This is a genomic window from Janthinobacterium sp. MP5059B (assembly GCF_001758645.1).
Lineage (GTDB): Bacteria > Pseudomonadota > Gammaproteobacteria > Burkholderiales > Burkholderiaceae_D > Janthinobacterium > Janthinobacterium lividum.
The window spans coordinates 538,268-551,490 of sequence record NZ_LRHX01000016.1 but is presented as its reverse complement, the minus strand read 5'-3'; the positions used below and the strand labels follow the sequence as shown (position 1 = coordinate 551,490).

Here is a 13,223-nt window from a genome sequence, read left to right as displayed (position 1 = left end):
CGCATACAACAAAGCCAAACCGCGGACACGCTGGTTTGGCTTTTTTCGTTTACATGTCTTTCAGGCCCGTGATCGCATAGCCCTTGGCGGCGATCTGCTGGTGCGGCTGTTCGATATGGTAGTTGGGCAAGGCCTGGGCATCGTCGGCCACTTCGCTGGCGCGTACTTCCAGCTGCCAGTCGGTATTGGTAACTTCTTCCGGAATGAGCTTTCCTTCCGGCACGGCGAGGTAGGAAAAAATGCCGTCGTGCTCGGCCCGGCGGTAGATGTCTACGCGCATGACTTGCCTCCTAGTAAGCGTTGGGGGAACCGGCGCACCACATGTGCATACCGATAGCGCTAGCGTAACAGGATTGTGCCGTGCACGGGTTGAAGCGTGTGCCGCAGGAGGAGGGGCGGTGCTCAGGCGGCGGCGGAAGCGTAGTCTTCGTCGTCCATATCTACCGCTTGCCGTGCCTCGTTGGCGGCTGCCGCAGTGCCTGCCGTGGCGACCTGCAGCGGGCTGCGATGGGCGTCGAGGCCGCTACGCAGGCTGCCGATCATGGCCAGCGTCAGTTCGTGGCGTTTGCGTGCTTCCGAGCGTTTTTTTGACGGAATGTCTTCCAGGGCAGGCAGGGGCAGATTTTCGCATGGCAGCTCAAAATCGCCATCCTTGCGTGCCTGGGCGCCAAGTTCTTGCCAAAGGGCATTGTAGTCGGCGAACAAACGGCCCTTTTTGGCGGAATGGTGGACGGCGCGGTTGGCGTTACCTACAAGTACCATGTTGCGGCAACCATGTTCATGTCCCAGCTGGCGCACCAGGCGCACCATCAGGGCCTTGGGGCGCATGCCATGCAGGTCGCGCGTAGCCTCGCGCACGCGGCGCAAGCCTTCCGCACCGCGCGGACCCTGGATGCAACCGATGCCCACGCCCATGCTGGCGCGCGCGCGGGAACCGAAGAAGGTAAAGGCGACCGAGTAGATCACGTCATCGCCATGTGCCAGTTGCAATACCATCTCGCCTTCGCGGTCCATCGGTTGTAGCGAACACAGCTGCAGGTGGTAAGGCGCGCCCGATTTTCCCGGTACGGTACCCAGGCGCACGGGGGCGCGCGCCGCCTGCGTCATCAGCTTGCCCCAGCCTTGTTGCAGGATGAAATGATAGTGCTCGACCAGCAAGGCGACGCGCTGGCGGCACGACAGGTTCGTGCTCAGGTAGTGGCGGTACACCTTGTGCATCATGCGCGGATAGGCTTGCAGCAAATCCTGGAACACGGGATGGGAATTGAGCAGCTGCAGCCAGATGCGCGTCTGCCGGCGCTGCAGCTGTGCCCGCAATTGCAGCTTGAGCAGCTCGCGCACGCGTGACATGCCTGGCGGCATATTGCTCAGGCCTGCGTGCAGGGTAATGGCTTGTGTCATCAAAGGGTTCCATGTGTATGTGGATGGGCCTGGCGCCGGCGGCGCTTCAGGCTGGCGGCGGTCCGCTCATGCCGTCGGTATCGGCCAGCAAGACCGTGGCGCTGCGCGTGGCGCGCGCCAGCCTGCGTGCCAGCGCTCCGGCAAAGCGGCGCTGCCAGGGACTGTGCCGCAGTGCCGGCAGGACGATTTCGTGGCAGCCGAGCAGTTCAGCCGTATCGAGGATCGTAAACAGCAGCTCGCCGGCGACAATATGCGTGCTGAAGGCGAGCTGCGAACGGCTCAGATACAGTCCCGCCTCGTGCATCATCTGCTGCGTGGCCGGGTCCAGCGCATGGCATGCGCCGGCGCTGTGCCGGGGCAAGCCATCGGCCTGGCGCGGTGGCGCCGCTGTCACGTGCAGCAGGCTGACGCTGACCTGGATGCCCCATTCCTGCAAGCGCCTGGCGTAGCGCGCGCCGTAGATGATGTCGCTGGCGCGCTTGACGGGCAAGAGCAGCAGCAAGGTATCCTGGCCCGGCTTGCCGCCCGCGCCCGCGGCGCTGTCTGGGGCGCGGTGACGTTGCGGGGCAAGGCGCGATGCATGCATGGAAGGGATGGCCATAGTCGGAAAACCGTCTCATGTTATCCATGCCACCCCCCTGTGTAAATTGGCGAAACAGCGTACGGGTTCCCCTTATGCCGTCCCGGTCTTAATAGCGGTAGGTGACATACACGGCGCCGATCGGCGATGTCTTGCGCTGCACGATGGGGCTCTTGGCCGCATCGCCCAGGCGGCTCTCGACGCCGACCAGGGTATTGATGCCCCAGCGCGCATCGAAGCGGTGCTCCCAGTTGATGGTGGCCTGTGCTTCATAGAAACCGCCCTTGGGCGTGTATTGCTTGAACGAAGTATTCGCCGCCTGGGTGGCCGTCACGCCATACATGGTCTGCACGTACTTGCGCTCGCCCCAGCCCAGCTGGCCACTGATGTTCACGCTGTCTTGCTGCACGCCCTTGGCATCGGCCCGGCCGTAGATCTGGCCTGTCGCGCCGAAATGCACGTTGGCGCCGTTTTCGCGGTTCGACAGGGGAATGTCGCTCGACACGCTCAACGACAGGCCCGGCAATGGCGAATAGCCTGCGCTGAGCAGGGCGCTGGCGTTGCCCTTGACTTCGCCCATGCCCTTCAGATAATCGCTGCCGCCCCAGCCGTTGGCACCATTGCGCTTGTGGTCTTCGCGATTGCCGCGGTAGCCCAGCGCGGCGCTGTAGCTGAAGGGGCCTGCCTGGCCGCCATAACCGATGCCGCGCGAAGTGCTGAAGAACAAGCCATTGGCCATGGCGTAGTCGAGGATGATCAGCGGCGAGGCCGACAACTTGTCAGCGCCGGAATAGCTGGACACGGCAGCGACGCCGCCGCCGATGGTGAAGACATTTTCCGCCGCCGGTTCGGCCGCCGCGGCGGCCAGGGGATTCAAGCTCAGGCCGCAGGCCAGTGCCAGCGAGGTCAACAAGGTTGTAGATGCGTGCATGGAGTTTTCCGTCAGGTGGAGAACCGAGTCCGGAGTGGCTCGATTGACAGCCGACAGTATCCATCCTTGCCATGAAGGAAAAATGAGCCTTTTATTAAGATTGGATGAAGAACGCTTCTTTACCCATTCTTCAGCTTGCGGTGGTTTAATACTCCCCATGAAGATACTGCTGATTGAAGACGATATGGACCTGGGCAATGGCGTGCGGATTGCCCTGCGCGACCAGGGCATGCAAGTGGTCTGGGTGCGCAGCCTGGAGGATGCAGCGCGCAGCATCGAGCACGACAGTTGCGAACTGGTGCTGCTGGACCTGGGCTTGCCCGATGGCGATGGCCTCGATTTGCTGGCCCGGCTGCGCGCGGCGCGCCTGCCGGTGCTGATCCTCAGCGCCCGCGATACGCTGGAACAGCGCTTGCGTGGCCTGGACGGTGGCGCCGATGACTACCTGGTGAAGCCCTTCGTGCTGGCCGAGCTGCTGTCGCGCGTGCGCGCCCTGGCACGCCGCAGCTATGGCTTCGATGGCGACACCATCGAATTGCGCGGCTTGCTGCTGCAAGTGCCCACGCGCAGGGTCAGCGTACATGGCCGGCCCGTGGAGCTCACGGCCAGTGAATATGCCCTGCTGAAGACCTTGCTGATGCGTGCCAACCGGGTCATCACGCGCCGCGTGCTGGAAGAGCACATCCTGCCCGGCGGGCTGGCCAATGCCAGCAATACCCTGGATGTGCATATGGGCAACCTGCGCCGCAAGATAGGCGAGGGTTATATCCGTACCGTGCGCGGCGTTGGCTATGTCATCGACCAGCAGGGTGAGACATCCCCCCCGCCGGGTGCTGGCGCATGATGGGGCGTTTCTGGGCCATGCTGCGCCGGCCTACCCTGGTGCGCCGCCTGATGATGGCGCAAATGCTGATGCTGACCGTGCTGTGGAGCCTGGCCGTGGCGTATGTGCTGTTCGAGGGGACGAGCGAAGCGAGCACGGTGAGCCGCGGCGTCCTGCACGCCATTATCAGCGTGGCCGATAACCTGGCCGAGCAGCCGCAGCGCCAGGAGCAAAGCTTGCGCGCCATCGACGAAGCCTTGCGCGAGGAATTTGAAATGGGCCAGGTGCCGGAACTGGCGCCGCGCATCCTGGTCTGGCGCGAAGGCAAACTGGTCTACAAGTCCCCCGCGGCGCCCAGCGGCATCCGCAGCGCCGGCCCCGAGCAGATGGAAGTGGTGTACATCAAGGGCCAGGCCTGGCGCAGCCGCAGCCTGGCCGAAGGGACAACCCGCGTGACCGTGCTGGAAGTGGGGGGCGCCTGGCAATTTTTCGTCACGATCAATTCACGTGGCTACTACCTGCTGCCGTTGCTGATCAGCCTGCCGTTCCTGCTGGTGCCGGCCTGGCTGTCGATCCGCCTTGCCATGCGCCCGTGGCGCAAGGTGGCGCAGGAGGTGGCGGCGCGCGGGCCGCAGGATTTGCGTCCGCTGGCGTTCAAGCCGCCGCATGGCGAACTGGCGGCGCTGGTCGACAATATCAATGCCCTGCTGCAGCGGGTCGATGCCAGTGCCTCGCGCGAACGCAGCTTCATCGCCGATGCCACGCATGAGCTGCGCACGCCACTGGCGGCCATGCGCGTGAATGTCGAGGCTCTGCAGGGGCAGGCGCATGATGCACGCCAGCAAGAGTTGCTGGACGGCATCTTGAACAGCGGCAACCGGGCCGCGCGCCTGGTGGGCCAGCTGCTGCAGCTGACGCGCAGCGAAGTGCAGGCGGGCGGGGGAGAGTTGCCGCGGCGGCAGGCGCTCGATACCTTGCTGCAAGACCGGCTGGCGGCCCTGTCCGGCCTGGCCCAGGCGGGCGATATCGAACTCGAGTTGCAAGCCAGCGTTTCGCTCAACGTGGCCGGACAGCGCGAGAGCCTGGTCTCGTTGATCGACAATCTGGTGGAAAACGCCATCAAGTACAGCCCGCGCGGCAGCAGCGTGACGGTGTCGCTGCACGCGGAGCGGGGCCAGGCCGTGCTGCATGTGGCCGATCAGGGGCCGGGCATCGCGCCGGCCCTGTATGAACGCGTGTTCGACCGCTTTTTCCGCGCGCCGCAGCAGGTGCAGCCAGGCAGCGGCCTGGGCTTGTCCATCGTCGCTTCCGTCGTGCGCCAGCACGGCGGCACGATTCAGTTGCACAGAGGTAATGGCGGCCTGGGCTTGCTGGTGGAAGTGCGCTTGCCGTTGGCCGAAGCCTGACGCCGCCTGCGTGCCTTGCGATATTGCATGAAAATTATTTCATGTGCTTATAACGCAAGTTGGCATGGCGTGGCGCACGCTTGCGATGCATAATGCGGGACAGTTAAAAAAACACCGTTATGCGCCTATTTCTGTCCCGCTACCTGCCGTATCCCGCCTTTGTCGGCTTGTATCTGCTGTTTGACTGGGCCACGTATATCGACCCGATGTACGGGCTGAACATCACCCCCTGGAATCCCGATCCCGCGCTGGGCCTGGTATTTTGGCTGATCCACGGCCGCAAGGCGGCGCTGCCGTGGTTTATCGCCCTGGTGGCAGGCGAGGTACTGGTGCGCGGCATGCCGGCAGGCTTGCCCCTGACCTTGCTCTGTTCGGCGTGGCTGGTGCTCGGCTATGGCAGTATGGGCGCAGTCTTGCGCCGCAGTTTCAGCAGCAGCGACATCTTCGACAACCGGCGCCGCCTGAGCGCCTGGGTCGCCATCGTGCTGTTTGGCACCGTGCTCAATGCGCTCGGCTATATTTCCCTGCTGTCGCTGACGGGACGCATCCCGGCCGGCGAATGGGGGACGGCAGTCTGGCGTTTCGGCATCGGCGACATGGTCGGCATGCTGGTGTCGATGCCGCTGATCTGGGTGCTGTTCAGCGAACGGGGACGCGAGCGCTTGCATGCCGCCGTCTGGCGCTGGGAAACTCTGGCGTATCTGGCACTCGCCAGTTTTGTGTTGTGGAGCCTCTTCGGTTCCATCGTGCGTTCCGAATACAAGCATTTCTACTTCCTGTTTCTCCCCGTGATCTGGGCCGCCTCGCGCCAGGGATTGCATGGCGCCGTGCTGGCCGTGTTTGTATTGCAACTGTGCATCATCACCCTGGTGAAATGGACGCATGCGGTCGATATCCAGTTTTATGAATTGCAACTGCTCGATGCCGTGCTGGCGCTGGTGGGATTTTTTATCGGCATCGTCGTCGATGAGATGCGCCAGGTGGCCGACGAACTGAAACACACGATGCGCCTGGCGGCCGCAGGAGAGATGGCGGCCGCGCTCGCGCATGAGCTGAACCAGCCGCTGACGGCCTTGTCGACCTATGGCAAGGCGTGCGAATACTTGCTGGAGCGGGGCGAGACGGGCGCCTTGCTGCAGGGCGCGGTGGGACACATGATCGTGGAATCGGGACGCGCCGCGGACGTGGTGCGCCGCCTGCGCGACTTTTTCCGCACGGGCGCGATGCAGCTCGAAGCGGTGGAGGCGAGCGCCTTGATCGAGGGCATGGCGCGCCAGTTCACGCCGCTGTTCCATGAACATGGCATCGAACTGGTGCTGGTGCCGCCGTCGCCGCTGGCCGTCAACGCCGACCGCCTGCAGATCGAGCTGGTGTTGCGTAATTTATTGGCCAATGCGCAGGATGCGGTGATGGGGCAGCCGCGCGGCCGGCGCCGCATCACGGTCTCGGCCGAGCGGCTCGAAGGCGGGCGGCTGCGCCTGTCCGTGGAAGATAGCGGCCCCGGCATTTCCAATAGCCTGGCGGCGCGCCTGTTCGAACCGTTTGTCTCGAGCAAGGCCAGCGGCCTGGGTCTGGGGCTGGTGCTCAGCCGCAGCATCGTCGAAGCGCATGGCGGCCAGCTATGGGCCGAAGTGGGCAAGCATGGCATTTTTCGTTTTGTCCTGCCCCTGGCGCGCGCCAGTGCGGCTGCTACAGGAGAGTATGGTGACAAGTAATTTGACGGTGTTTATCGTCGACGACGATCCCGCCGTGCGCGATGCGCTGGGTTTGCTGCTGGGCATACGCGGCTACCGCACGGCCCTGTTTTCCTGCGGCGAGGACTTCCTGCACAGCTGGCGGCCCGAGTGGGCTGGCTGCCTGCTGGTCGATATACGCATGTCGGGCATGGATGGCCTGAGCCTGCAGCGCCGCTTGCTGGAGCTCAAATGCATGCTGCCCGTCATCATTATCACGGGACACGGCGACGTCGCCCTGGCACGCCAGGCCTTCAAGGCGCAGGCCAGCGATTTCCTGGAAAAACCGTTTGACCATGACAAGTTGCTGGCAGCCATTGATGAAGCGTTTTCGCGCGAGGCGCATGCGCGCGGCCAATTGCTGCGCCAGGTGGAGGGGCAAGCCTTGCTGCGCGCCTTGACGCCGCGCGAGCGGGAAGTGATGCATCTGGTGGTGACAGGCCAGCACAACCGCGATATCGCCCCGGCACTGGGCATTTCCGTGCGCACGGTGGAAGTGCACAAGGCGCGCCTGATGGACAAGCTGGGCGTCGACAATGTGGCCGACCTGGTGCGCATCAGCATGCTGGGCACCGGTTAGCCACTGCAGCGTTGTCTAGGCGATGGTCTGCAACACCTGGTCGACCGAGATCGCCTTGACCCAGTCGCTGCGCCGCGCCACCGTGATGACGGTGCTGTTGGCGCTGTCGAACGGCGCCCATTCCGGATTCTTCTTGCGCATCAATGCCACCACCGGCACATGCACGGCGTTCGCCAGGTGCATGATCGACGTTTCCACCGAAATGATCAGGTCGCATTGCGCCAGCATGGCGGGCAGCTGGAAAAAGTTGTCGACAGCGCTGAAGGCTTGCGTGCGTGGCAAGCCATGCGCCTGCACGACGGCATCCACCTTGGCCAGTTCCTGCGGCATGGCATTGATCAGGAAGCAGGCATTTTTCCACTTCGGCATCGCTTGCATGCGCGCGATCAGCTCGGCGATGCGTTCCAGCGGCCAGCCGCGCTTGTGCGACTTGGCAAACGGATTCAGGAGTACGAGCGGACCCTGGCGCGGGGCAAAGCCCCAGGTGGCCAGCTGCGCCTGCGCCTGCTGCAGCGCGTGCTCGGGAATGTGCACGAAGGGATAGCGTTCGGCCACGGGAATATCGAGTCCCGTCAATTGATGGAACCAGTCCGCATACACGCTGCTGATATGGTGCTCGCCGGCATCCTGTCCCGCATACGAGGCCAGCACGGCATCGATCTTGCGGTAGGCCAGGTAATGCCAGGGACGCAGTGGGCTGAACGGTTTGCGCGTGCCGATCACCAGCCCGTGCGGGCTGATCGCGCGGGCAAGATCCGCGTACTGCTGTGGCCGTACATGGGCCAGCGACACGACGACAGGATAGTGTTCCGCCTGGGCTTCGCGCAGTGACTCTTCGTACAGCGCCGGGCTGTAGGTCTTGCGGTACACCTTGGCGAACAGGCCCGATTGTTCCACCCAGTCGTACAGCGAATAGGTGCGCAAGCCTTCCCATTGTTTCGCGTCGGACGTGCGGCGGACTTCATCGACCCACAGGTGGATCTGGATATGGGGATAGGCCGCGGCAAAGGCGCGGAAACCGTTTTGCAGATAGGTAAAGTCTCCCAGCGCCAGATGGGCGATGAAAAGAATTTTGTCCGACTTTTGTAGAAGTTCGGCGGGAATCAAAGGCGTCATGTATCAGTACGATTTCAGGTATTCATTCGATGGTGTCAAGCCACTTGCTGGGAAAATTGCAGGCGATGCAGATTGGCATACGCGCCGTTGGCATCCAATAATTGCTGGTGACTGCCGGTTTCCATTATTTTCCCGTGTGACAATACCACGATACGGTCCGCACGTTCAATTGTTGATAGGCGATGCGCAATAACTAAGGTGGTTTTACCTTGCATCAGGTGCTCCAGTGCCGCTTGTACGGCCCGTTCCGCCTCCGTATCCAGTGCCGAGGTCGCTTCATCGAGGATCAGGATGGGGGCATCCTTGTAGATGGCGCGGGCGATGGCCACGCGCTGGCGCTGGCCGCCGGACAGGCGCGAGCCATTGTCGCCCAGGCGCGTTTCCAGGCCGTCGGGCAAGCCGTCGATGACGTCCGACAGGAAGGCGGCGGCGGCGGCCGCTTCGATGCGCTGCCGGTCCGGCGTTGCATCGCCATACGCGATATTGGCGGCCAGGGTATCGTCGAACAATACGACCTGCTGGCTGACCATGGCGATCTGGCTGCGCAGGCTGGTCAGGGCGATGGCATCGATATTCTGCCCATCGAGCAAGATCTCGCCACTGCTGGCCGAGTAAAAGCCGGGCAACAGGCTGACCAGGGTTGATTTGCCGCCGCCGGACATGCCGACAAAGGCGATCGTTTGTCCTGGCGCAATGCTCAGGTCGATGTGTTGCAGCGCCGGTTCCTGATGCCCGGGATAGGCAAAGCTAACGTCCCTGAACTCGATGCTGCCTTTGCTGCGCCCGGCGAGCGGCTTGCCGCCCGTGCGTTCCGGCGTCTTGTCGATCAGCAAAAAGACTTCCTCCGCAGCGGCCATGCCGCGCTGCAGGGGGCCGTTGACTTCGGCCAGTTGCTTCAAGGGCGTCAGCAGCATCAGCATGGCCGTGATGAAGGAAACAAACCCGCCGACCGTGATCTGCCCCTGCTCCGACTGGAACAGGGCCATCACGATGACCAGGGCCACGGCGGCGGCCGTGATCACCTGCGTGATGGGGACGGTGGCGGAAAAAGTGGTGGTCATGCGCATGCTGTAGCGGCGCAATTGCTCGGCACGCTCTTCGAAGCGCGACTTTTCGTAGTCCTGGCCGCCGAAGATCTTGATCACTTGCTGGGCGCGCGTGGTTTCCTCGATGACCTGGGTCAGCTCCGCGTTGACGGCCAGCGAGTCGCGGTTGAGTTTTTTCAGGCGCTTGCCCGTGGTGCGTACGACGATGGTCAGCAGGGGTAGCAGCACCAGGGTCACGAGCGTCAGCACCCAGTTCAGGTACAGCAGCCACGCCAGCAGACCCAGCACGGTCAGCGAGGAGCGCACGATCGACGTAAACACCTTGGTCACCATCTCGATGATCTGCTGCACTTCAAACATGATGGAGTTGATGACTTTGCCCACCGTGTGCGTGTTGTAGAAGTCGATGGGCAAGTTGAGCATGCTGGCAAACATCCTGCGCCGCAACTCGTTGAGGATGCGCGTGGAGACATAGCTCATCAGATAGCTGCTGGCGAACGTCGACGCGCCGCGCATGGCGAAGATACCGATGACGATCAGCGGCACGAGCCAGAAGGAAAAATTCACCTTGCCGCCAAAGCCATTGTCGAGCAGCAGCTTGAGCGCATATGGCAGCAACGGTTCCGTCGCCGCAGTGACGACCATCGCCAGCAAGGCCAGGGCCAGGTGTTTCTTGTAGGGCGCATGCAGCGCAGTGAGGCGCTTCAGGTCGGGCGTGAGCATCGGTATGGTTCCTTGCAGGGGACAGCAAAAACGGTCAGGCGAAAAACGAGCTCAGGCAATGCGTTCTTGCTGACGCAGCATGGCCCACAGTATCACCATCGGGAAGACCAGCATGATCATGCCGATATTCAGGGTGAGCGAGCTCGTCGTCAGGCCAAAAATCATGTAGCACGTGCATAGCACCGCGCCGGCCAGCGCATAGGGCTGGGCCGCAGCGCCACCGCGCCGCAGGGCCCGCGTGAAGAGCGCCAGCGGCACCAGGAACAGGGCCAGCAGGGCCAGTACGCCGGTGACGCCGCGCTTGACCAGCACATCCAGGTAATCGTTATGGGCATTCGTATAGTTACGGATCACTGCAGACATCTTTCCCTCGTCTGCCAGCGCATATTTTCGCGCCAGGTAGCCCGTGCGTCCCATGCCTGTCCACATAGTATGCGTATCGACCATTTGCAGGGTAAGACGCCACATTTCCATGCGCTCGCCGATGGAAGTGTTGATGGTGTCATTGTTGTCGAACTTTTCCAGCTCGCTCATGGCGGTGGTCGCGCGTTCACGTAATGTCGAGTTCGGCATGAGATATGCTGCTGCGCCCATGGCGAGCAGGAGTGCCAGGGCGCCGCCAAGATAACGTTTTCCATGTGCCTTGGCGTAGTGGACGGCGATGAGGCAGATACAGATGGGCAGGGCGAGCCAGCCGCTACGGCTGCCGCTGATAAGGGAACCAAGGATGCCTGCCAGGCCGCCGGCGAGCAATAGAAGCGTCCAGCGCGTGCGCTGGCTTTGCGCGCGCGCCCAGCCAAGGCCGCATAGCGCAAGCATACCCAACAGCATACTGACATTCCCGTAATGGATGGCATTGCTGGTTGCGGCCAGGGGACGTTCCATCTGCAGCGCGAACAGCTGCCAGGTCGCCAGCATGACGCCAGCGATGGCACCGATGGACAGGCCGCCCCACCAGGCAGCGGGCGCGGGCGGATACGCCAGCAGCAGCAGCAGTACCGGCACGGCCAGCAGTGCCCTCAACGGTATGTCGATTTCGCGTGCGGGATCGCCGTGGTACAGCATATTGGCGGTAAAAATAAAGAAGTAGGCCAGCATCACGCCCATCAGCAGATAATCGCGGCGCTGCAGATTCAGACGGGGGCGTTTCCACAACAAGGAGATGCTGGCCAGCAGCAGCACCAGCGCACCAAGGGAATATCCGCTGTTGACTGCCAGCGCCAATGCCGAAAAGAGAAAAACACAAACAGAGGTCAGGCCGAGCATGAATATCCTTGGTAACGCACGACGTCGCCATTATGGCAACTGTAGCAACATAAAGTAGGCGTCATTGTAATCGAAGGGGGCAGCAAAAACGGCGCCCGGGAATTTACTCTTCGATAACTATATAGGCGGTCTCAAGGGGGAAATGAAAAAAACCATGGTTTTCAGCCATGGTTTTTTTGTAAGCAATGGTAACTTGCTGTTATTTTGCCAAGGCAGGATCGCCTGCCATGCGTATCAGGCGACTGCTGGCACGCGGGTGGCGACGCCGGTGGCGATGGCTGCTTGCGACACGGCAGGCGCGACCCAGCTGCGCAGACGCTCGTCGAACGGCGACGGTATCAGTTGCAGCGGCGTCAGAGCGCTGCTCTCGTGACCCGGCAGCGGCTCCTTGGCCAGCGCGGCGATGGCGCGCACGCAGGCCAGCTTCATTTCTTCATTGATGGTGGTGGCGCCCACGTCGAGCGCGCCACGGAAGATGTACGGGAAGCACAGCACATTGTTGATCTGGTTCGGGTAATCCGAGCGGCCCGTGGCGACGATGGCGTCGTCGCGCACGGCATGCACTTTTTCCGGCGCGATTTCCGGATGCGGATTGGCCAGGGCGAAGATCAGCGGCTTGGCGGCCATCGATTCGACCATCTGCGCGCTGACCACGCCGCCCTTCGAGACGCCGATGAAAATGTCGGCGCCAACCATGGCGTCGGCCAGGTCGCGGTCGCTCGTGTCGTTCGCGTAGCGTGCCTTGTTCTCTTCCATGCTGGCGTCGCGGCCCGGGTAGATCACGCCCTGGCTGTCGCACACTTTCAGCAGCGACTTGTTCAGGCCCAGCGAGACGAGCAGGTCCAGGCAGGCGATCGACGCGGCGCCAGCGCCCGAGACGGCCACTTTGACGTTGCCGATGTCCTTGCCGACCAGTTCCAGGCCGTTCAGGATGCCGGCCGCGACGATGATGGCCGTGCCGTGCTGGTCGTCGTGGAAGACGGGAATGTTCATGCGCTTGCGCAATTGCTGTTCGATGTAGAAGCAGTCGGGCGCCTTGATGTCTTCCAGGTTGATGCCGCCAAAGGTCGGCTCCATGCGCACCACGGTGTCGATGAACAGGTCGGGATCGTTCTCCGCCAGTTCGATGTCGAACACATCGACGTCGGCGAACTGCTTGAACAGGCAAGCCTTGCCTTCCATCACTGGTTTGCTGGCCAGCGGACCGATATCGCCCAGGCCCAGCACGGCCGTGCCATTGGTGATCACGGCCACCAGGTTGCTGCGCGACGTATAGATGCCGGCCGTGCGCGGATCTTCCACGATGGCTTCGCAGGCAAAGGCCACGCCCGGCGAGTACGCCAGGGTCAGGGCGCGGGCGTCGCCCAGCGGTTTGGTTGGCGTGACGGAAATCTTGCCTGCGCGGGGTTCCGCATGATAGGCGAGGGCGGCTTCTTTCAGGTTGAAGGTTTCGCCGTTCTGTTCGGCGTGCTTGCTGTGCGAAGTAGACATAGGAATTCTGTGAGGGGCAACCAGGCCCGAGTGGTAAGTCCGAGTCATGGTATGCAAGCGTTTGCACGCTGTCAAGGCTGGATTGTACTTAAGCCGGCCAAAACCGCTTTGGGCAACGGCATTATTT

11 protein-coding genes and 1 pseudogene are annotated in these 13,223 nt (G+C 62.6%); 4 read left to right on the top strand and 8 right to left on the bottom strand.

Features of this window, described 5'->3' with window-relative positions; all coding sequences use genetic code 11:
- Window positions 1–49 precede the first annotated feature (49 nt).
- From JAB1_RS19520 to JAB1_RS19505, 4 genes are all read right to left on the bottom strand, one after another.
- Window positions 50–280, bottom strand: coding sequence for a DUF6139 family protein (locus JAB1_RS19520; RefSeq protein ID WP_034786466.1), 231 nt, complete (start codon window positions 278–280; stop codon window positions 50–52).
- Between the two features lie 122 nt (window positions 281–402).
- Entirely contained in the window at window positions 403–1,401 is a 999-nt protein-coding gene (locus JAB1_RS19515; RefSeq protein WP_052140499.1) for a VirK/YbjX family protein, read from the bottom strand.
- Window positions 1,402–1,447: 46 nt separating this feature from the next.
- On the bottom strand, window positions 1,448–2,002 hold the full coding sequence (locus tag JAB1_RS19510; protein WP_070281447.1) for a universal stress protein: 555 nt from the start codon (window positions 2,000–2,002) through the stop codon (window positions 1,448–1,450).
- A gap of 88 nt (window positions 2,003–2,090) precedes the next feature.
- Window positions 2,091–2,912, bottom strand: a complete 822-nt coding sequence (locus tag JAB1_RS19505; protein WP_070254282.1) for a MipA/OmpV family protein — start codon at window positions 2,910–2,912, stop codon at window positions 2,091–2,093.
- 157 nt (window positions 2,913–3,069) lie between these two features.
- On the opposite strand from JAB1_RS19505, the gene JAB1_RS19500 reads away from it, so the two are divergent.
- From JAB1_RS19500 to JAB1_RS19485, 4 genes are all read left to right on the top strand, one after another.
- Entirely contained in the window at window positions 3,070–3,756 is a 687-nt protein-coding gene (locus tag JAB1_RS19500; RefSeq protein ID WP_070254281.1) for a response regulator, read from the top strand.
- Window positions 3,753–5,141, top strand: coding sequence for an ATP-binding protein (locus tag JAB1_RS19495; protein WP_083299819.1), 1,389 nt, complete (start codon window positions 3,753–3,755; stop codon window positions 5,139–5,141). Before JAB1_RS19500 ends, JAB1_RS19495 begins: the two co-directional genes overlap by 4 nt.
- Window positions 5,142–5,260: 119 nt before the next feature.
- Window positions 5,261–6,856, top strand: a complete 1,596-nt coding sequence (locus JAB1_RS19490; RefSeq protein WP_070281445.1) for an ATP-binding protein — start codon at window positions 5,261–5,263, stop codon at window positions 6,854–6,856.
- Window positions 6,846–7,454, top strand: coding sequence for a response regulator (locus tag JAB1_RS19485; protein WP_205412596.1), 609 nt, complete (start codon window positions 6,846–6,848; stop codon window positions 7,452–7,454). Before JAB1_RS19490 ends, JAB1_RS19485 begins: the two co-directional genes overlap by 11 nt.
- A gap of 15 nt (window positions 7,455–7,469) precedes the next feature.
- Here JAB1_RS19485 and JAB1_RS19480 read toward each other — a convergent pair whose 3' ends face one another.
- The 4 genes and pseudogenes from JAB1_RS19480 to JAB1_RS19465 form a co-directional block, all read right to left on the bottom strand.
- Complete coding sequence (locus tag JAB1_RS19480; protein WP_070281444.1) at window positions 7,470–8,570, bottom strand: glycosyltransferase family 9 protein; 1,101 nt, start codon at window positions 8,568–8,570, stop codon at window positions 7,470–7,472.
- 35 nt (window positions 8,571–8,605) lie between these two features.
- Window positions 8,606–10,339 carry a lipid A export permease/ATP-binding protein MsbA gene (gene msbA / locus JAB1_RS19475; RefSeq protein WP_070281443.1) on the bottom strand — a complete coding sequence of 578 codons (1,734 nt, stop codon included), beginning with the start codon at window positions 10,337–10,339 and terminating at the stop codon, window positions 8,606–8,608.
- A 51-nt stretch (window positions 10,340–10,390) separates the two neighbouring features.
- The gene (locus tag JAB1_RS19470) at window positions 10,391–11,605 is read right to left on the bottom strand and encodes an O-antigen ligase family protein (protein ID WP_070281442.1); all 1,215 of its coding nucleotides are present in this window, start codon (window positions 11,603–11,605) and stop codon (window positions 10,391–10,393) included.
- Window positions 11,606–11,857: 252 nt separating this feature from the next.
- A pseudogene (locus JAB1_RS19465) lies at window positions 11,858–13,096 on the bottom strand (malic enzyme-like NAD(P)-binding protein); the annotation flags it as partial.
- Between the last annotated feature and the right edge of the window lie 127 nt (window positions 13,097–13,223).